Annotated in this window: 15 protein-coding genes; 5 read left to right on the top strand and 10 right to left on the bottom strand. The window is 71.8% G+C overall.

Annotation, left to right across the window (positions count from 1 at the left end; genetic code table 11):
* Window positions 1-156: 156 nt before the first annotated feature.
* Window positions 157-2,145, top strand: a complete 1,989-nt coding sequence (locus AC061S_RS16160) for a galactose-binding domain-containing protein (RefSeq protein ID WP_478686645.1) — start codon at window positions 157-159, stop codon at window positions 2,143-2,145.
* Window positions 2,146-2,227: 82 nt separating this feature from the next.
* Window positions 2,228-2,824: a TetR/AcrR family transcriptional regulator gene (locus tag AC061S_RS16155; RefSeq protein WP_478686630.1), complete on the top strand. Its 597-nt coding sequence runs from the start codon at window positions 2,228-2,230 to the stop codon at window positions 2,822-2,824.
* Between the two features lie 7 nt (window positions 2,825-2,831).
* Here AC061S_RS16155 and AC061S_RS16150 read toward each other — a convergent pair whose 3' ends face one another.
* The 3 genes from AC061S_RS16150 to AC061S_RS16140 form a co-directional block, all read right to left on the bottom strand.
* Complete coding sequence (locus tag AC061S_RS16150) at window positions 2,832-3,716, bottom strand: formylglycine-generating enzyme family protein (protein ID WP_478686629.1); 885 nt, start codon at window positions 3,714-3,716, stop codon at window positions 2,832-2,834.
* A gap of 83 nt (window positions 3,717-3,799) precedes the next feature.
* Window positions 3,800-5,200: a sulfatase family protein gene (locus tag AC061S_RS16145; protein ID WP_478686628.1), complete on the bottom strand. Its 1,401-nt coding sequence runs from the start codon at window positions 5,198-5,200 to the stop codon at window positions 3,800-3,802.
* Between the two features lie 125 nt (window positions 5,201-5,325).
* Window positions 5,326-6,285 (bottom strand): LysR family transcriptional regulator, encoded by a 960-nt coding sequence (locus tag AC061S_RS16140; RefSeq protein ID WP_478686627.1) that lies wholly within the window; start codon window positions 6,283-6,285, stop codon window positions 5,326-5,328.
* Between the two features lie 183 nt (window positions 6,286-6,468).
* On the opposite strand from AC061S_RS16140, the gene AC061S_RS16135 reads away from it, so the two are divergent.
* Together AC061S_RS16135 and AC061S_RS16130 are read left to right on the top strand one after the other, a co-directional pair.
* A complete protein-coding gene (locus tag AC061S_RS16135; RefSeq protein WP_478686644.1) occupies window positions 6,469-9,954 on the top strand; it encodes a M28 family peptidase in 3,486 nt (1,161 codons plus the stop codon).
* A gap of 96 nt (window positions 9,955-10,050) precedes the next feature.
* Window positions 10,051-11,178 (top strand): PP2C family protein-serine/threonine phosphatase, encoded by a 1,128-nt coding sequence (locus tag AC061S_RS16130; protein ID WP_478686626.1) that lies wholly within the window; start codon window positions 10,051-10,053, stop codon window positions 11,176-11,178.
* Window positions 11,179-11,231: 53 nt separating this feature from the next.
* Here AC061S_RS16130 and AC061S_RS16125 read toward each other — a convergent pair whose 3' ends face one another.
* The 7 genes from AC061S_RS16125 to AC061S_RS16095 form a co-directional block, all read right to left on the bottom strand.
* Complete coding sequence (locus AC061S_RS16125) at window positions 11,232-12,800, bottom strand: hypothetical protein (RefSeq protein ID WP_478686625.1); 1,569 nt, start codon at window positions 12,798-12,800, stop codon at window positions 11,232-11,234.
* A gap of 161 nt (window positions 12,801-12,961) precedes the next feature.
* The gene (locus tag AC061S_RS16120) at window positions 12,962-13,156 is read right to left on the bottom strand and encodes a hypothetical protein (RefSeq protein WP_388495237.1); all 195 of its coding nucleotides are present in this window, start codon (window positions 13,154-13,156) and stop codon (window positions 12,962-12,964) included.
* Between the two features lie 100 nt (window positions 13,157-13,256).
* The gene (locus tag AC061S_RS16115) at window positions 13,257-13,916 is read right to left on the bottom strand and encodes an ABC transporter ATP-binding protein (protein WP_478686624.1); all 660 of its coding nucleotides are present in this window, start codon (window positions 13,914-13,916) and stop codon (window positions 13,257-13,259) included.
* A complete protein-coding gene (locus tag AC061S_RS16110; RefSeq protein WP_478686643.1) occupies window positions 13,909-14,808 on the bottom strand; it encodes an ABC transporter ATP-binding protein in 900 nt (299 codons plus the stop codon). The genes AC061S_RS16115 and AC061S_RS16110 overlap by 8 nt, the downstream gene beginning before the upstream one ends.
* Window positions 14,809-14,943: 135 nt before the next feature.
* The gene (locus AC061S_RS16105) at window positions 14,944-15,819 is read right to left on the bottom strand and encodes an ABC transporter permease (RefSeq protein WP_478686623.1); all 876 of its coding nucleotides are present in this window, start codon (window positions 15,817-15,819) and stop codon (window positions 14,944-14,946) included.
* A complete protein-coding gene (locus tag AC061S_RS16100) occupies window positions 15,812-16,777 on the bottom strand; it encodes an ABC transporter permease (RefSeq protein WP_478686622.1) in 966 nt (321 codons plus the stop codon). The genes AC061S_RS16105 and AC061S_RS16100 overlap by 8 nt, the downstream gene beginning before the upstream one ends.
* 29 nt (window positions 16,778-16,806) lie before the next feature.
* Window positions 16,807-18,408, bottom strand: coding sequence for an ABC transporter substrate-binding protein (locus tag AC061S_RS16095; protein WP_478686621.1), 1,602 nt, complete (start codon window positions 18,406-18,408; stop codon window positions 16,807-16,809).
* A gap of 203 nt (window positions 18,409-18,611) precedes the next feature.
* Here AC061S_RS16095 and AC061S_RS16090 point away from each other — a divergent pair, with 203 nt between their 5' ends.
* Window positions 18,612-19,628: a fibronectin type III domain-containing protein gene (locus AC061S_RS16090; protein WP_478686620.1), complete on the top strand. Its 1,017-nt coding sequence runs from the start codon at window positions 18,612-18,614 to the stop codon at window positions 19,626-19,628.
* Window positions 19,629-19,672 lie beyond the last annotated feature (44 nt).

Here is a 19,672-nt window from a genome sequence, read left to right as displayed (position 1 = left end):
ACGCCTCCGGTGGACCGTGTCCTCGACCGCGCCCTCCGCCGACCGAGGACGTGAGTAGTGGCCCTGACCCGAGAACCACGAAGGCAACGACCGGAGGCGCGCCGCCACCGCCGCAAGCCGATCGCGATCCTGTCCCTGCTCCTCGGCCTGCTCGCCATGGCGCTCGGCCCCGTTCCGGGAGCGGCCGCCGACAACGGCTGGTGGAACCCCACCGCACGGCCCGCCCCCGACTCCCAGATCAACGTGACCGGCGAGCCCTTCAAGGGCACCGACGCCCAGGGCAACGTCCGGGGCTTCGTCGACGCGCACGACCACATCATGTCCAACGAGGGCTTCGGCGGCCGTCTGATCTGCGGAAAGCCCTTCTCCGACGCCGGGGTGGCCGACGCGCTCAAGGACTGCCCCGAGCACTACCCCGACGGCAGTCTCGCGATCTTCGACTTCATCACCAAGGGCGGCGACGGCAAGCACGACCCCGACGGCTGGCCCACCTTCAAGGACTGGCCCGCCCACGACTCGCTGACCCACCAGCAGAACTACTACGCCTGGATCGAGCGCGCCTGGCGCGGCGGCCAGCGCGTCCTCGTCAACGACCTCGTCACCAACGGGGTGATCTGCTCGGTCTACTTCTTCAAGGACCGCGGCTGCGACGAGATGACCGCCATCCGCCTGGAGGCGCAGAAGACCTACGACATGCAGGCCTTCGTCGACAAGATGTACGGCGGCCCCGGCAAGGGCTGGTTCCGCATCGTCACCGACTCGGCCCAGGCCCGCGAGGTGATCAAGCAGGGCAAGCTGGCCGTGGTCCTCGGCGTCGAGACCTCCGAGCCCTTCGGCTGCAAGCAGATCCTGGACATCGCCCAGTGCAGCAGGCAGGACATCGACCGCGGCCTCGACGAGCTGTACAACCTCGGCGTGCGCAGCATGTTCCTGTGCCACAAGTTCGACAACGCCCTGTGCGGGGTCCGCTTCGACGAGGGCGCGCTGGGAACGGCCATCAACGTCGGGCAGTTCCTGTCGACCGGAACCTTCTGGAAGACCGAGCAGTGCGCGGGCCCGCAGCACGACAACCCCATCGGCCTGGCCCCGGCGGCCGCCGCCGAGAAGGAGCTGCCGGCGGGCGTGAGCGTGCCCTCGTACGCCTCGGGCGCCCAGTGCAACACCCGCGGCCTCACCGACCTCGGTGACTACGCGGTGCGCGGCATGATGAAACGCAAGATGATGCTCGAACTCGACCACATGAGCGTGAAGGCGGCCGGCCAGGCCTTCGACATCCTCGAAACCGAGTCGTACCCGGGCGTGATCTCCTCGCACAGCTGGATGGACCTGGGCTGGACCGAGCGGCTCTACAAGCTCGGCGGTTTCGCCACCGCGTACATGGGCGGCGCCGAGGGCTTCAGCGCCGAGGCCAAGCGGACCGACGCGCTGCGCGAGAAGTACAACGTGGGCTACGGCTACGGCACCGACATGAACGGCGTCGGCGGCTGGCCCGGCCCGCGCGGGGCGAACACGCCGAACCCGGTCACGTACCCCTTCCGCAGCACCGACGGCGGGTCGGTCATCGACAGGCAGACCACCGGCCAGCGCACGTGGGACCTCAACACCGACGGCGCCTCGCACTACGGCCTGGTGCCCGACTGGATCGAGGACATCCGGCTGGTCGGCGGGCAGGGCGTGGTGGACGACCTGTTCAAGGGCGCCGAGTCCTACCTGCGCACCTGGGGCAACTCCGAGCAGCACAAGGCCGGAGTGAACCTCGCCTCGGGCGCGGCGGCCTCGGCGAGCTCCGCCGAGTGGAACCCGTTCGTCAGCTACGCGCCCGGCAGGGCCGTGGACGGCGACCGGGGCAGCCGCTGGGCGAGCGACTGGAGCGACGGCCAGTGGGTGCAGTTCGACCTGGGCTCCCCGTCCCTGGTCAAGCGGGTCACGCTCGAATGGGAGCGCGCGTACGGCAAGTCGTACCGCATCGAGCTCTCCCCCGACGGCACCAACTGGCAGACGGCCTGGTCCACGGCGAGCGGTGACGGCGGCCTGGACACGGCCCAGTTCGCGGGGGTCCCGGCCCGGTACGTACGCGTCCACGGAGCGGGACGCGGCACCCAGTGGGGTTACTCCCTGTACGAAGTCGGCGTATACAGCAGCTGACGGCGTCGAGCGGGGCGTCCGGGGGCCGTTGCGCCCGCGGACACCCCGCTCGGGGCGCACCGGAGCGAAGGGGAACCCGTACATGGCACGGATGCCGTTGACCGACCGGCGCAGGCAGCTGACGGAGGCGGCGATCCGCGCGATGACCCGCGACGGGGTGTCCCGGACCACGACCCGGTCCATCGCCGCCGAGGCGGGGGTCTCCCTGAGCGTCTTCCACTACTGCTTCGACTCCAAGCAGGCGCTGCTGGAGTCGGTCATCGAGACCATCACCGCGCACTACGTCACCCTCGTGAAGGCCGCGATCGTGCCGAGGCCGACGCTGCGGGAGACCATCCGGGCCGGCTTCCAGGCGTACTGGGACCACGTGGCGGCCAGCCCCGGCGCGCACATGCTCACCTACGAGCTCACCCAGTACGCGCTGCGCCGGCCGGAGTTCGGGCACCTGGCGCGCAAACAGTACGAGTCCTACTGCGAGACGTACGCCGAGCTGCTCGAAGAGCTGCGCCGGATCACCCCGTTCGAGCTGAGCGTGCCGGTGACCGTGCTGGCCCGCTATCTGGCGGCCATGACGGACGGGGTGACCCTGAACTTCCTGGTCCTCGGCGACGACAAGGCCGCCGCCGAGATCCTGGACATGGTCACGGATCACGTGGCCGGTCTCGTCCGCGTCGACTGACCGTCCTTCAGGCCGCCACCCGGAAACCGATGTTGGACGTGGAGCTGTCGGGGGTGTTGGAGCTGCGGGCCGCGACCCGGTAGCGGTTGCAGTAGGAGTCGTGGCAGAGGAAGGAACCCCCGCGCATCGCGCGGGAGGGGTGGCCCGGGGCGAACGGGTCGGAGCACCACTCCCAGACGTTGCCCACCGCGTTGTACAGGCCGTGGCCGTTGGGCCGGTACGACTTCACGGGGACGGTGCCGAGGTGGGGGCCGGTGTGCAGGGCGGGGAAGTCGCCCTGCCAGATGTTCAGCATCGTGCGGCCGCCCGGGGCCAGTTCGTCGCCCCAGGGGTAGCGGCGCCGCTCCAGGCCGCCGCGGGCCGCGTACTCCCACTCGGCCTCGGTGGGCAGTCTGGTCCCGGACCAGGCGCAGTAGGCCGTCGCGTCGTTCCACGAGACGTGGACGACCGGGTGGTTCTGCCGGGAGGCGATGGACGAGCCGGGCCCCTCGGGCCGCTTCCAGCTCGCGCCGGACACCGCACGCCACCACGGGACTCCCTCCACCGCCGGTGCGGTGTCGGCGAGTTCCGCCGTGAGCAGACCGGCGAAGACGAAGGAGAAGCCGAAGTCCTCGGCTTCCGTGACGTGTCCGGTGGCCTTCACGAAGGTGGCGTACTGGGCGTTCGTCACCGTGGTCGGCGCGATCCGGAAGGGGGCCACCGCCACCTCCCTGACCGGCCCCTCCCCGTCGGCCGGGAACCCGTCGGCCTCCTCGGTGCCCATGAGGAACCGGCCCCCGGGCAGGTCGAGCAGACCGCGTACGGGCCGGGGCGCGGGGACCGCGGGCGCGGCGAGCAGGGTGAGGGCGCCGGCCGGGGCCTCGTGGCCCGGGGTGCAGCAGGAGGAGGACATGCGGGCTCCGGTGAACGTCTGGACGGGTGTGGTCCGGCCGGGCGACGGCTGGCGAGCGGCGACGCCCGGCCGGAGTCGAAGGGTCAGCCGACCCGGTCGGCGGCGAGCTGGGCGGCCAGGGCGGGGATGCCCAGGTTCCGTTCCTGCGTCGGGGTGGCCTGGTACAGCTTGTTGACGAGCTGATACGGGTCGGCGGCGAGGTCGTAGTACTCCCGGAACGTGACCTCTCCGGTGCCGGACACCGTGCCGTTGGCGTCGGTGTGCAGCTTGTAGTACTCCACGTACTGCTTGTCCTTGGCCACATAGGAGGACCAGGTGCGGTGGTCGGTGCCGGTGCCCTGCTTCCACCATTCGACGAGCAGGTGGTCGCGGCTGTGGGAGCCCAGGAGCGAGACCCCGTCCTGCGGGGTGTTCGGGGTGATTCCGGCGGCGTCGAGGATGGTCGGCGCGATGTCGATGTTGGCGACGATGCGGTTGTCCACCGTGCCGGCGCCGAGGCCTCCGGCGGGCCAGGAGAGGTAGAACGGCACCTCGTGCGCGGGGCTGTAGGGCACCGACTTGGCGGTCCAGCCGTGGTCGCCCCAGCCGAAGCCGTTGTCGCCGATGTAGATCACGAGGGTGTTGTCGAGCTGCCCGGTGGCCGCCAGCTTGTCCTTGAAGGCCTGGACCGCGTCGTCGACCGAGAGGAGCGTGCGCAGCTGCTCGGCGCGGATGCGCTTGCCGTCGGCGAGGGTGCCGGTCGCGTCCTGGATGTAGGGCGGCTTGTCGCTGCGGTCGGCCTCGGTGACGGAGGGGCGTCCGTTCCACTCGGGTACGGGGGTTCCCGCGTACTTGGCCTCGGGGGTCCGGGGCCCGTGCGAGGCGTACGGGGTGACGTAGGCGAACCAGGGCCGGGTGTCGGTGGCCGCCTTGTCCACGAAGCTCAGCGTGCGGTTCTTGATGATGTTCGTGGTGTAGCCGTTGATCGTCTGGACGACCCCGTCGACGTTCCACTTGGCGTCGACGTATCCGGGCTGGAGCAGGGCGAATTCCTCGAAGTGCGGCGGCGCGTCCGCGATGTTCCAGGCATTGAGGTATTTACCGAAGAGGCCGGTGCGATATCCGGCCTGCTTCAGATGGTGCTGGACGGTGGTGTTCTGGTCCAGCACGGCCGAGGAGGCGTTGTTGCGGACCCCGTGGTTGTGGGCGTAGCGGCCGGAGAACACTGAGGAGCGGGAGGGTGAGCACAGGGGGGTGGTGACGTGTCCGTGGTTGAACTTCACGCCCTGGCCGGCGAGCCACCCGATGGTCTTCTGAAGTGCCCAGTCGGTCTGTTTGGGCTGGTCGTCGGTGACGATCAGCAGGATGTTCGGACGGCCGGCGGCGGCCGCCGCGGGGGCCGCGGCCGCGTGGCCGATCGCGGGCACGGTGGCGGCGGCCGCGGCCGCCGCGGTGCCGGCGAGGAATCCTCTCCGGCTGACCTGCGTACGGGCTCTCTTGCTCATGGGTATTTCCTCCTGCTCTCCGAAGGCGCCCCCCTACCTCACAAAAAGTGGTGTGGCGGCCACTGCCATGCGGAGAGCGTAAAGGGAGCCGAATACCCGTTCCATGTACGGAGTATGAAATGACGTCAGTCGAGGGTCGGGTGCGCTTCCGGATGCTCGTCCCACCAGACCCGGTGGAAGGGATTGTTGTCCACATTGGCCAGGTACGCGTAGGCGGCCGAACGGTAGAAGAGCTCCGCCTGCCGGGCCGAGACCGTCGAGCGGTTCCAGGCCATCCGGATGCGCCCCGTCACCGGCGCCCCGATCAGCGGACGCATCACCGTGCCCGCCACGGCGGGTGCGGTGGGCTGGCTGAGGGAGACGGCGCGGCCCGCGGAGATCAGGTCGTACTGCATCATGCGGTCGGTGATCCGGTAGCGCAGTGCGGGGACGAACCCGGCTTTGGCGCAGGCCTCGACCAGCGCCTCGGGTCCGCCGTCGTCGTCCTCGACGAGGGTCATCCACTGCTCGTCGGCGAGGTCGGCGAGGTCGAGGGCCTCCAGCCGGGCCAGCGGGTGCCGGGCTGACATCCGGATGCAGAAGGGCTCCTTGGGGACCAGGGTGCGGGCCGTCACTCCCCCGGGCAGCGGCACCTCGTGGTCGTTCACCTCGCCGTACACGATGACGTCGTAGCGGCCCGCGCCGAGCATCCGTACCAGCGCGGTCGCCGAGTCCTCGATGTCCACGGTGATCTCCCGGCCCGACAGGACCAGGTCCTGCCGGGCGATCAGTCCGTCGATCAGTACCAGCAGGATGCAGCCCAGGCGCAGCGGGGCGTCGGTCGTGCGGGCCCGCGCCTCCGAGCCGAGGGCGTCCATCTCGCTGAGCACCCGGCGCGCTTTGGCCAGGACGAACTGGCCGAGCGGGGTGGGTTCGACCCCGAGCCGGCCGCGGACGAAGAGTTCGCCGCCGGTGACCCGCTCGATCCGGCGCAGCTGGGCGGAGAGCGCCGGCTGGGATACCCCGAGGATCCGCGCCGCGCCCCCCAGGCTGCCGGTCTCCGCTATCTGGCAGACGGCTTGCAGATGTCTCAACTCCAGCTGCATCCCGGCAGCTTACGCAGCGTCACGCCGCGGCACCATAACGCCGGTCTTATGCCCGCAGGGATGTCCCGATCTGGTCATGGACACGCCCATACTCGGCCGCGAACAGCCAGACCGTCTTTCCCCGCCCCTCCCCGTCCCATCCCCCCACACGATCGGAGTGGACTCTTGCAGCCCACCAGATGGATGGCCGCCCTCACGGCCATGGTGCTGACCACGGGCCTCGCCGGCACGCTGGCCACCACCGCCACCGCCTCGCAGAACGCGGATCCCCTCCCGCCCACCGCTGCCGAACGGGCGGTCGCCGCGGCCGACGCGGCCGTGCGCAGCGGGCTCGACAGCCTGGTCAACTCCCCCCAGCAGCAGTACGACCGGCGCCTGGTCACCCCCTGGGTGAAAGACCTCTACTCCGTCGCGTACGAGCGCAGCTACCGCGGTCTGCCGGTCGTCGGCGGCGACGCGGTGGTCCTCGCCGACGGCGAGGGCCGGGTACGCGCCCTCCAGTCGGCCTCCGCGACCGTGATCGACGTGGCCACCACGGCGACGGTCACGGCCCAGGCCGCCGAGGCCGTCTCGCGCGCCGAGCAGGCCAAGACCGACACGGTGGAGAGCCGCCGGCTCGTCGTCAGGCTCAAGGACGACAAGGCGGTGCTGGCCTGGGAGACCGTGCTGGTCGGGCGGACCGCCAAGGCGCCCAGCAAGCTCCACGTGTTCGTGGACGCCCGCACCGGCAAGGTCGTCGACCGCTTCGACGAGGTGGTCGCGGGCAGCGGCAACAGCAAGTGGAACGGCCCGAACCCGCTGACCATCGACACCACGGCCTCCGGTGGCACGTACTCCCTGCGCGACCCGAACCGGACCGGCCTGAGCTGCGCCGACTACAGCTCCGGCACGGTCTTCTCGAAGTCCACCGACTCCTGGGGCACCGGCAACCCCACCTCCAAGGAGACCGGCTGTACGGACCTCATGTTCGCGGCGCAGAAGCAGTGGGACATGCTGAGCCAGTGGCTCGGCCGCAACGGCGTCAACGGCAGCGGGCGCAGCTTCCCGGCCAAGGTCGGTCTCAACGACGTGAACGCGTACTGGGACGGCAGCACCGTCACCATCGGCCACAACAACGCCAACGAGTGGATCGCCAGCGTGGACGTGGTGGCCCACGAGTACGGGCACGCCATCGACTCCAACACCCCCGGCGGCACCAGCGGGCAGGAGTCCGGGCTCGGCGAGGCCACCGGTGACATCTTCGGCGCGCTGACCGAGGCCTACATCAACCAGCCCTCCCCGTACGACACTCCGGACTACCTCGTCGGCGAGACGATCAACCTGGTGGGCAGCGGGCCGATCCGGAACATGTACAACCCGGCGGCCGTCAACAACGACCCGGCCTGCTACAGCTCCTCCATACCGGGCACCGAGGTGCACGCGGCGGCCGGCCCGATGAACCACTGGTTCTACCTGCTCGCCGAGGGCACCAGCCCGGGCGGCGGCAAGCCGAACAGCGGCACCTGCAACCAGTCCACGCTGACCGGCGTGGGCATCCAGAACGCCGGCAAGATCTTCTACGGCGGCATGCTGCTGAAGACCTCCAGCATGTCCTACAAGAAGTACCGGACGGCGACGCTCAGCTCCGCCAAGGCGCTGGACACCACCTGCGGCCTGTTCACCAAGACCAAGGCGGCCTGGGACGCCATCAGCGTGCCCGCGCAGCCCGCGGACCCGACCTGCACCCCGAGCGGCCAGAACAGTGACTTCACGCTGGCGCTGAACCCCTCCTCGGGCACCGTCCAGCAGGGCGCCTCGGCCACCACCACGGTCGCCACCGCGATCTCCACGGGCACGGCGCAGCAGGTGACCCTCACCGCGTCCGGCCTGCCGGCCGGGGTCACCGCCTCCTTCAGCCCGGCCACCGTGCAGTCCGGCCAGTCCTCGACGCTGACGCTGACCGCCTCCTCCAGCGCGGCCCCCGGATCCTCGACCGTCGTGGTCAAGGGCCAGGGCACCAGCCTCTCGCACACCGTCGACTACGCGCTCACCGTCGGCGGCACCACGCCCAACCCCGGCGCGCCGAACATCGACGTGGCCGCCGTCCAGGCGCACTTGACCCAGTTCAGCACGATCGCCTCCCAGAACGGCGGCAACCGCCGTGCGGGCAGCGCCGGTTACACGGCGTCGGTGGCGTACATCAAGGGCAAGCTGCAGGCCGCCGGCTACACGGTGACCGAGCAGAACTGCAGCTCGTGCACCTACCCGTCGAACAACCTGATCGCCGACTGGCCCGGCGGCCCCGCCGACCAGACGATCATGTTCGGCGCGCACCTCGACAGCGTCTCGGCAGGTCCGGGCATCAACGACAACGCCTCGGGCTCCGCGACCCTGCTGGAGAACGCGCTCGTCCTCGCCCAGAAGAACCCGACCATGACCAAGCACGTGCGCTTCGCCTGGTGGACCGACGAGGAGCAGGGCCTCAACGGCTCGAAGTTCTACGTCAACCAGCTCACCAGCACCCAGAAGTCGGCCATCAAGGCCTACTACAACTTCGACATGGTCGGCTCCACCAACGGCGGCTACTTCATCAACAACGTCAACTCCACGGCGGCCGCCCCGCTCAAGGCCTACTGGACCTCCCTGAACCTCGCTCCCGAGGAGAACACCGAGGGCCAGGGCCGCAGTGACGACTACTCCTTCCAGCAGGGCGGCATCCCCACCTCCGGCTACGCGGCCGGCGCCAGCGCCCGCAAGACCTCGGCGCAGGCCGCGAAGTGGGGCGGCACCGCGAACGCGGCGTACGACCCCTGCTACCACGCTTCCTGCGACACCACGAACAACATCAGCGCCACGGTCCTGGACCGCAGCGCCGACGGCGTGGCCTACACCGTCTGGAACCAGGCCGTCGGCGGCACCACCCCCGGCCCGGACTTCTCGATCAGCGCCTCCCCGGCCACCGGCAGCGCCGCCCAGGGCGGCAGCGCCACCTCCACGATCAACACCGCGACCGTCAGCGGGGCCGCCCAGACCGTCGCCCTGTCGGTGACCGGCGCCCCGGCCGGCACGACCGCCTCGCTGAGCCCCGCCTCGGTCCAGTCGGGCAGCTCCTCGACGCTCGAAGTCCAGGTCGGCGCGAGCACCGCGCCCGGCACGTACACCCTGACCGTCACCGGCACCGGCTCGGTCAGCCACACCACCACCTACACCCTGACCGTCACGGGCACCGGCCCCTCGTGCACCCCGCGCCAGCTCGTCGTCAACGGCGGGTTCGAGAGCGGCACCACCCCGTGGACCACCACCTCCAACGTCATCACCAACCAGGCCGGCCAGACCCCGCACGGCGGCACCTACAAGGCCTGGCTCAACGGCTACGGCACGCCCCGCACGGACAACGCCTCGCAGTCCGTGACCATCCCGACCGGCTGCGCCTCGTACCAGCTCGGCTTCTACCTGCACATCGACACCGCCGAGACCGAGAACACCGTCTACGACACCTTCACGGTCTCGGTGGGCGGCCAGACGCTGGCGACCCTGTCCAACGTGAACGCGGCCTCCGGCTACCAGCTCAAGACGTACGACGTCTCCCGGTTCGCCGGCCAGACGGTCACCCTGAAGTTCCAGGGCGTGGAGGACGCCTCCCTGCAGACCTCCTTCGTCGTGGACGACGTCACCCTCCAGGTGAGCTGACGCCCCCGGCACCCTGAGCACCACCCGGGCGGCACCCGCCCCGGCCCCACGGCCGGAGCGGGTGCCGCCCGGCCGTGTGCGGTGTATGCAAGAGGCATGGACCCCTCACCGGCGCACCCACGCTCCAGCAGGTTCCGGGAATCACGCGCGGTGCTGCTGTCGGTCCCGTTCGCGCTGATCGCCATGGTCACGGTGGTCGACGTGCTGGCGCCGCCGGAGGTCCACCTGGGCCCCTTCCTGGTGGCCGCCCCCGCCCTCACCGCTTCCTTCGCCGGTCCGCGCACGACCGGGTTCGTCGGCGCCGTGGCGGTCCTCGCGCAGGTGGCGGTGGCCATCGTGCGGACCTCCCTGACCGACCTCAACCACACCTTCCAGATCATCGCCCTCATCCTGATCTCGGCCTTCGTCACCTTCTTCGCACACTTGCGCGAAATGCACGAGCAGCAGCTCACCCGGCTGCGTTCCCTGGCGGTCGCGGCGCAGCAGGTGGTCCTACGACCGCTGCGCGACCGGATGGGCCCGCTGCGGATCGCCTCGGTGTACCTGTCGGCCGAGGCCGAGGCGCAGATCGGCGGCGACCTGTACGCGGCCGCCCGTACCGCCGACGGCACCCGGCTGATCATCGGCGACGTCCGCGGCAAGGGGCTGGAGGCGGTCGGCGACGCCGCGATCGTCCTCGGCGCCTTCCGGGCCGCCGCCCATCTGGAGGCCGACCTGCCGGGGCTGGTCGGCTACCTGGAGGCCGCCGTGGCCGCCGACCCGGACCGGGGCGCGGACGTCCCCGGGGGGCCGGGCCGGCCGGACGAGGGCTTCACCACGGCGGCAGTGCTCGACATTCCCGACGGGGAGCCCTCGCTGCGGATGGTCAGCTGCGGGCACCCGCCGCCGCTGCTGCTGCGCGGGGGCCGCGTCGTCCCCCTCCAGGTGGACCGTCCGGCTCCGCCGCTGGGCCTGTCCGAGTTCGTGGACACCGGCGTCACCCCGCAGTCCTTCCCCTTCGAGCCGGGCGACGTGGTCCTGCTGTACACGGACGGCGTCATCGAGGCCCGTGACGCGTCGGGGGCCTTCTACCCCCTGACGGAGCGGGCCGCGGACTGGCCCGGCGACGGCCCGGAAGCCCTCCTGCGCCACCTGTGCGCGGACCTGCTCGCCCACACCCCGGACGGTTTCCTCGGCGACGACGCGGCGATGGTGGCCATCGAGCGCGTCGGCCGGCTGCCCTGAGCGGGGGCCCGTCCGGTGGACGGGCCCCCGCGGCGGCTGGGCGGGGGTGGGGCTCAGCCGCCGTCGCGGACCGCGACGATGCCGTTGAAGACGCCGACGTAGGCCGTCCCGTCGGGGCCCAGGGTGATCGGGGCCCAGTTGTTGTCGTACAGCGGACCGGTGCCGGTCAGCTGACGCCAGCGGCGCTCACCGGTGCGGAAGTCGACGGCCGTGAGGTACCAGGCGTCGATCCCCCAGACGTTCGGCTCCTTCTCGTAGAAGTAGAGCAGCCCGTTCGCGGTGGAGAGCTTCGGGACCACGGAGGGCGAGCGGATCGCGCTCTGCCAGACCGTGTCGCAGCCACTGCCGTCGGGACGGACGTCGATGCGGCTGACGCCGCCGACGACCGACTTGCCGAGCACCAGTGACGTGACGTTCTCATAGCCGTAGTTGTTCTCCACGACGATGCTGTTGCCCCAGGTGACGAGGGAGTTGTCGGTGGTCGAGGCACCCGATCCGAAGACCGGGACCTTGCACACGAGGCGCTGCCCGTCGGGGACGTCCACGCCCCGCTTGAAGACCAGCACGTTCATCCGGTCGTCGGCGTTGTCGGTGATCGCGACGTAGCCGTTGCCGAAGAGGTCCGGAGTGGTGCCCGAACCCTGGTTGACCGAGCCGGGCTTGGTTCCCGTACCCCGGTCGTAGGTCTGTCGCCACTGCGCGACGGGGGTGCCGTCGGCGGAGGCGGCGAAGCTGTAGAGCGCGTGGTCGGTGACGATGGAGACGCCGTCCTCGCCGACCGAGAAGGAGTTCTGGATCTCCTCCCCCGCCAGCCGGATCGAGCGGATCACCGAGGTCGCCGGGTCCACGGTGCCGACCCGGCCCTGGCGGGTGACCCACCAGATGCGGCCGTTCCAGTCGGGCATCACCGAGGTGACCGGGTCACAGGTGCCGGTGGGCCACAGGTTGGTCCAGTCGACGCAGTCGTGCGGGACCTGGCCGGTGAGGTCCCAGTCGTTGTCGACCTTGAACTGCCAGGATCCGTCCGGCTGCTGTACGTGCGAGAGCCTCAGGATGTGCTGGCGGGAGTCGGCCAGCACCGCCCGGTCCTGGTTGTCCAGGTAGAAGTAGGCACCGCCCGAGGTGTCCTTGAAGATCTTCGAGAAGTCGAGCGAGGTGATCGCCTGGACCGTCGAGGAACGCTGCGGGAGCTGGTACTCCGCGAGCGTGGCGAGCGTACGGGGCTCCAGCAGTTTGACCTTGAAGCCGCCGAAGGTGCCGCAGACCGTGACCAGCCGGCCGCCCGAGTCGAAGGTGGCGGTGGCGCATTCGCCGCCCAGGGCGGCGATCTTCTCGCTGGTCACCTCCGGGTTCTTGCCGAGCGGTCCGGACCAGGGCGAGGTGGCGCTGCCCGCCGCGTCGGAGTGCATGCCGCTCCGGCCGTTGGGCGCGAGGAACGGGTGCTGCGGCGGAGCTTCGCCGGGCAGCGGCGCGGCGGTGGCCGGGCCGCCCTCGTAGTGGCTGACCAGGCGGTGGCCCGGGGCCAGGGGTATCTCGTCGGCGGCGGCCGGCGAGACCCCGTACAACACCGCGCACGCGGCGAGAGCGGGTGCCACGGCGCAGTTCAGCGCTCTTCGGAACATCCGGACTTCCTCCCTTGTCCTCAGTTTTATTGACATTGCGTCTGACATCGCGCCGGGGCCAGACGCTAGATCGCACTGCCTGAGGAGTCCATGGAAGAGCCGGATGATTCACGAAGGCGCAACAGTTGATCAACTCGCCGACGGAGAGCGCCGGGTGCGGGTCAGGGCTTGAAGCCGCCGACCACGTTCGCCGTGGCCGAGACCCCGTTGTGGATGGTCTGAGCGAGGCTGCTGCTCGCGAGGTAGAAGCCGAGCAGGACGCAGACGAGCGCGTGCGACAGCTTGAGGCCGCCGCCGCGCATGAAGATCCACGCGAGGACGAGGAGCAGGACGAGGACGGAGAGGGAGATCACCATCGGAACACCTCCTTACGCGCCGCCATGGTGGCGCAGCGGGAGGTCTCTTCGGGCGAAACCCGTGTCCGCCAAACGGGTGTTGACGGTACGTGACCGGCATTCAGTCCTTGACGATCTCGCCCCAGTGGACCGTTCGCCCGCACCAGCGGCCGAGCAGCACGGGGTCGTGCCCCACCGCCAGCAGGCCCGCGCCGGACTCCGCCCGGTACTCCTCCACCACGGCCACCAGCGCGGCGGTGGTGGACGCGTCGAGCATGGCGGTCATCTCGTCGCACACCAGCCAGCGCGGCCGGAGCACCAAGGCCCGCGCCACGCACGCCCGTTGCAGCTGACCGTCACTGACCTCATGGGGGCGCCGCCCGAGCAGGTCCGCGCCCAGGCCGACCCGGTCCGCCAGCTCTGGGACGATGGCGTCGATTTCGCTACGCCGGCCAGTCGCCCGGAGCGGCTCCGCGACGAGCTCGCGCAGCGTGAGCCGGGGGTCCGCCGCCAGCCGGGGCTGCTGGAACACCATCCCGACCGAGGTGCGCAGGGCGCGCGGCGCCCGGTGCCGGAAGCCGGTCACCGCGCGGCCGTCGAAGGCCACGCTCCCCCGGTCGGGCCGGTGCAGCAGCGCGGCGACCCTGGCCAGGGTGGACTTGCCGCAGCCGCTGGGGCCGAGCAGCCCGAGGGATTCGCCGGGGGCGAGGCTCAGCTGGGCGCCGCGTACGACGGGGGCCCGGCGGTCGTAGCCCGCGGTGATGCCGGTGAGTTCAAGCATGGTGGCAGGCCACCCCTTCGGTGAGCGCGGGCCGCTCGGCCCGGCAGCGGGAGTCGGCGCGCGGACAGCGGGCGGCGAAGGCGCAGCCGGGCGGGAGCGCGCCGAGCTCGGGCGGGGCTCCGGGAATGGGGGTGAAGGCCCGCTCGGGGAGTGCGTCGAGGAGTCCGCGCGCGTAGGGGTGACGGGGGCCCGGAGCACCGAAGAAGGCATCGGCGGGGGCGGTTTCCACGATGCGGCCCGCGTACATGACGGCCACGGTGTCGGCGATGCGTTGGGCCGCCGCGAGGTCGTGCGTGATCATCAGGAGCGCCCGGCCGACGTCCCGGGTGTGGGCGCGCAGCTCGTCGACGGTGCGGTGGACGAGGTCCCGGTCGAGGCCCGTGGTGGGCTCGTCGGCGAGCAGCAGGGGCGCGTCGCCGATCAGCGCGAGCGCGGTGGCGGCGCGCTGGGCGAGCCCGCCGGAGAGCTCGTGCGGATGGCGGTCGAGGTGGGTGGCGGGGAAGGCCGCCCGCTCGGCCGCCGCTTCGGCGGCCTCCCGCACCTCCGCCTTGGGCCGTCTCTCGGCCCCGGTCAGTTCGCGGACCGTCTCCTCCAGGTGGGAGCGGATGGTGCGGACCGGCGTGAGGTGCGCGGCCGGGCTCTGCGGGACCAGCCCGACGCGGCGGCCCCGGATGCTCCGGGCGAGGGTGCGCTCGTCGAGGGCGAGCAGGTCGGTCCCGTCGGCGAGCCGGGCCGCGCCGGCGGTCTCGGCGTTGCCGGGGAGCAGCCCGAGGAGGGCGGAGGCGAGTACGGACTTGCCGCAGCCGCTCTCCCCGACGAGGGCGAGGCACTCGCCGGGGGCCAGGGCGAGGGTGGCGTCGGTGACGGCCTCGACGTACCGTCCGCCGCGCATCCGGAAGCGGACGGAGAGCCGGTCCAGTGCGAGCACGGGCCGTGCGGAGCCCCGCACGGGGCCCCGCACGGCCCCAGCCGGGGCCGTCACGGGTTCCGACGCCGAAGGGATGGGGGTCTTCACAGGCTGACTCCTTTACAGGCCGAGCTCCGAGCGGCGGCGGGGGTTGAGGCGCTCCCGCCAGGCTCCCGCCAGGCCCGCGATCGCCAGGGTCGGGACGATCAGGAGGAGCCCCGGGAAGAGCGTGGGCCACCAGTCGCCGGCGAGCAGCGAACCGCGGGCCGTCTGGACCAGGTTGCCCAGGCTCGCCTGGTGCGCCGGCAGGCCGAGACCCAGGAAGGACAGGGCCGACTCGTGCCACATGGCGTGCGGGATCATCAGGACGGCCGCGAGCCCGGCCTGCGGGAGCACTCCGGGCACCAGGTGGCGTACGGTCACCCGCCACCGCGAGGCGCCGCCCGAGACGGCCGCGTCCAGATACGGCCGCGAGCGGAGCGAGAGGACCTCCGCGCGGACGATGCGGGCCGTGGACAGCCAGTGGGTCAGGGCCACGGAGACGACCACGGGCCACACCCCCGGGCGGAACATCGCCACGATGAAGATGCCGAGCAGCAGGTGCGGGATCGAGGACAGTGCGTCCACCACCCGCATGACGCACCGGTCCGGCCACCCGCCGAGCGCCCCGGCGAGCGCGCCGACCGCCGTGCCGAGGACGGAGGCGACCAGCGCGGCCACCAGCCCGACCAGCAGCGAGACCCGCAGCCCGTACACGCAGCGCAGCAGCAGGTCGCGGCCCACGTCGTCGGTGCCGAAGGGGTGCGCCCAGGAGGGCGGCAGGAGCTTTGCCGACAAGTCGACCGCCTGCTGGTCGAGCTGGACCAGCGGCGGCACGAGCAGGACCGCCAGCGCGATGAGGACGACGATCACCGCCGAGGTCCGCACCCGCAGGGTCCGGGTGGAGCTCCGGTCGCGGCCGTGGGACCGCCAGAGCAGCGTTCCGGTGTCAGCCATCGAAGCCCACCCTCGGGTCCGCCAGCCCGTAGAGCAGGTCGGACAGCAGGTTCCCGGCCAGCACGGCCGCCGTGGCCAGGACCGTCAGCGCGGCCAGCAGGGGGAAGTCCACCGAGGTCGCGGCCTGGACGGTGGCCGCCGCGATGCCGGGCCAGCTGAAGACGGTCTCCACCAGCAGCGCGCCGGTGATCAGCTCCGGCACCCGCGACCCGATCAGGGTCAGCATCGGGAGCATGCCGGCGCGCAGCCCGTGGCCGAGCAGCACCCGGCGCTCCCGCAGGCCCCGCGCGCGGGCGCCCCGTACGGGGTCCTCCTCCAGCGCGTCGGCCACGCCCTGCCTGACGTACAGGAAGAACCAGGGCAGTTGGGAGATGCCGAGGACCAGCGCGGGCAGCACGAGGTGGCGGGCCACCTGCCCGGCGGTGACCACGTCACTGCCCGCGTCCGTGAGGCCGCCGGACGGCAGTACGCCCAGGCGCACCGAGAAGAACCAGATGGCGAGCAGGCCCAGCCAGAAGGCCGGGGCCGCTTCGAGCGTGTACGCGAGCCCGGAGACGGCCCGGTCGAGGCGCCCGCCCTGCCGGCGCGCGGCCAGGACGCCGAGCCCGGTGCCCAGCACCACCGCGACGGCGAAAGCGCACAGGGCGAGCAGGGCGGACCAGCCGAGCCGTTCGGCGATGACGTCGGAGACGGGCTGGCGCATGGCGGCGGAGGTGCCGAGGTCCCCGGTCAGCGCCGAGGTGAGCCACTCCCACCAGCGCGTGAGCAAGGGCTGGTCGACGCCCAGGTTGGCCCGGAGCTGGTCGAGTCCGGCTTGGGAGGCGGTGAGCCCGGCGGTGCCGGCGTACGCCTTGACGGGGTCGAAGGGGGACAGCGCGGCGACCGCGAAGACCCCGAAGGTCACGACGAGCAGGACCGGGCCGGCGAACAGCGTCCGCCGGCCGGCCATGCGCGCCATCGGCCCCCACGGGAGACGGCGCAGACGGCTCACTTCTGCTTGGGCTTCCAGCTCTCGATGTTCCACCAGGGGCCGGTTCCGAGGCCGTGGTCGTGCGGCTCGATCTGGGTGGAGGGCCCGTCCCACCGGTCGCCCACGACGTAGAGGTGGTCGATGTGGGTGAGGTAGACGTAGCCGGGGTTCTGGACCAGCTCGCGCTGGACCGTGTCGTACGCGGCCTTGCGCACGGCCGGGTCCGCGCTCCGGCGGCCGTCGAGCAGGGCCTTGTCGACGACCGGGTTGTCGTACCGGGCCATGTTGTTGAAGCCGTCGCCCGCGAGCGCGGAGTTGAGCGTCAGGTACTGGTCGAAGTCCGGGTCGGCCGGGGAGCCGCCGCCCGCGAGGACCGCGTCGGTGCGCATCCGGGGCTCGATGACCTCCCAGCTGCCGGACTCGGTGGTGACCTGGATGCCGGCCTTCTTGGCGTCGGAGGCGAAGGCGAGCGCGTGGTCCTGGCGGAGCTTGTCGCCGGAGGGGTACCAGAGCGGGAAGGCGGCCCGGACCCCGTTCTTGGCGCGGATGCCGTCGGCGCCGGGGATCCAGCCGGCGTCGTCGAGGATCTTCTCGGCCCGGGCGAGGTCGTACGGACGCTCGGTGCCGGCGGCGAACCACGGGCTGCCGGTCGGGACAGGCCCGTAGGCGGCCTTGCCCGCGCCTTCGAGGAGCTTGTCGACCAGGGCGCCGCGGTCCACGGCGATGTCCAGGGCCTGGCGGACGGCCGTGTCCCCGGTGACGGGGTGCTCGGTCGGCAGGGTGACGTTGCGGTAGTCGAAGGTCTTGGCGGCGTAGGTCTTGCGCGCCGCGTCGGCCGCGAACCCCTTGGCCAGGTTCGGCGGCAGGACGGCCCCGTCCAGCTCGCCGGAGCGCAGCCGGGTGGCGCGTACGTCGTCGTCCTTGATGACCGCCATGGTGAACTTCTTCACCGCGGGCTCGCCGCCCCAGTAGGACGGGTTGGCCTTGAAGCTCAGCTTCTCGCCCTTGGACCAGGCGGTGAGCACGTACGGTCCGGTGCCGATGGGCTTGGTGGTGAACTCGCCGCTGTTGACGTCCTGTCCGCCCGCGAGGTGCTCGGGGGCGATGGGCAGGACGGTGCGCTCGGCGAAGGGGGCGTAGGGGTACTTCAGGGTGAAGACGACGGCGTCTTCGCCGCGCGCCGTGACGTCCGCGATCGCGTCGAGCTCGGACTTGGAGGCGTTGTTCGTCTTCGCGTCGAGGATCGTCCGGTAGGTGAAGACGACGTCCTTGGCGCCGAAGGGCCGTCCGTCGCTGAACCGCACGCCCCGGCGGAGCGGGTAGGTGTACGTGAGCCCGTCCGCGGAGACCTCCGGGAGGGCCTCGGCCAGGGCGGGCTTCAGCTTCATGTCGGCGTCGTGCGTCAGCAGTCCGTCGAAGATCTTCGAGTTGCCGTCCTTGCCGTAGCCCAGCAGCGGGCTGAGGGTCTCGGGCTCGGTGGCTATGCCGACCACGGCGGAGTCGGCCGCCCCGGCGCCCGCCGCGGCACCTCCCCCGGGGTTCGAACAGGCCGCCGCTCCCGTGACGATCACCGCGGCCGCGGTCGCCCCGGCCATTCCCCGTACGGTCCGGGCCTTCATGTGGTGCACATCCTTCGTTATTGCAAAGAGAGCGCAATACTGCCAGACGGGAACGGAAGAACACGAACCGGGCCGCACCGGCGGGAAGGGGCCGCGCAGGGGTCTTGCCCGGCCGCCGCGGAGCATGCCATATATGTCTAGACCTTTCCCGGGAGCCGGAAGACCCGGAAGACCCGAAGCACCGGAAGACGAGGGCGCCCGCCGTGCACGACCCCGCACCCCGCACCGCGCCGCACCCGCCGCGCCGCTCCCGGCGGCCGTCCGCCCGGAGAGCGGCGCCCGCCCTCGCGGCGGCCCTCGCGGCCCTCGCAGCGGCCGCGCTGACGGCGTGCGGCCCCTCCGACACCACGCCCCCGCCGGTCCCGGCCGGACTCACGGCGCAGGCCGGCAGCGCCACGTCCGTGCACGTCATGTGGGAGTCGCCGGCGCCCGCCGACGGGGTGACCTCCTTCCTCGTCTACCAGAAGGAACGCCTGGTCCGTGAACTGCCCGCCGACAAGACGATGACGGACATCACCGGCCTCACCCCGCAGACGGCCTACACGTTCACGGTGCGCGCCCGGGACGCCGCCGGGAACACCTCCCCGGCCGGGCCGGCCGCCTCGGCCACCACGCCCGCCGCCACCGCCGAGGACCGGCTGGCCCCGACCGCCCCGCCCCGTACGGACGGCCAGGCCCTCGGGCCCACCTCCGCCCGGCTGACCTGGGCCGCGGCCAGCGATGACACGGGCGTCACCGCGTACGACGTCTACCAGGGCGACGCCCGGATCCACACGGTCGGCCCCGGCTCCACCACGACGGTCCTGGAGGACCTCCGGCCCGACAGCGTGTACACCTTCACCGTCCGGGCCCGCGACGGCGCCGACAACTCCTCCCCCGCCGGCCCCGCCGCGGACGTGACCACCCCGCCCGGGCCCGGGCAGCGCACCGGCACCGCTCCGGCCGAGTTCGCGGCGGCCGCCTCGCCGGGCGCGGTCACCCTCTCCTGGACCGCCCCGGCGACCGGCCGGGAGACCAGTGAGTACGAGCTCTACGTCAACGGCCGCCCCACCACGGTCATCCAGTTCGGTGCGGGCGCCGTCCCGGCCGGCCGGGCGGAGCACCGGCTCACGGTCGCCGAACCGCCCGGAACCGTATGGACGGTGAAGCTCCGGGCGCGGCTGCCCGACGGCACCTGGGGCGCCTTCTCCGCCGAGCGGCGGATCACACTCGCCTCCTGAACCCACCACTGCGGAGCGGTTTCTGACAACCAGTCCGTTCGATC

The sequence above is a fragment of the Streptomyces sp. CA189 genome (assembly GCF_056428985.1).
The sequence above is the reverse complement of the archived record's forward strand: the minus strand, read 5'-3'. Positions and strand labels throughout refer to the sequence as shown.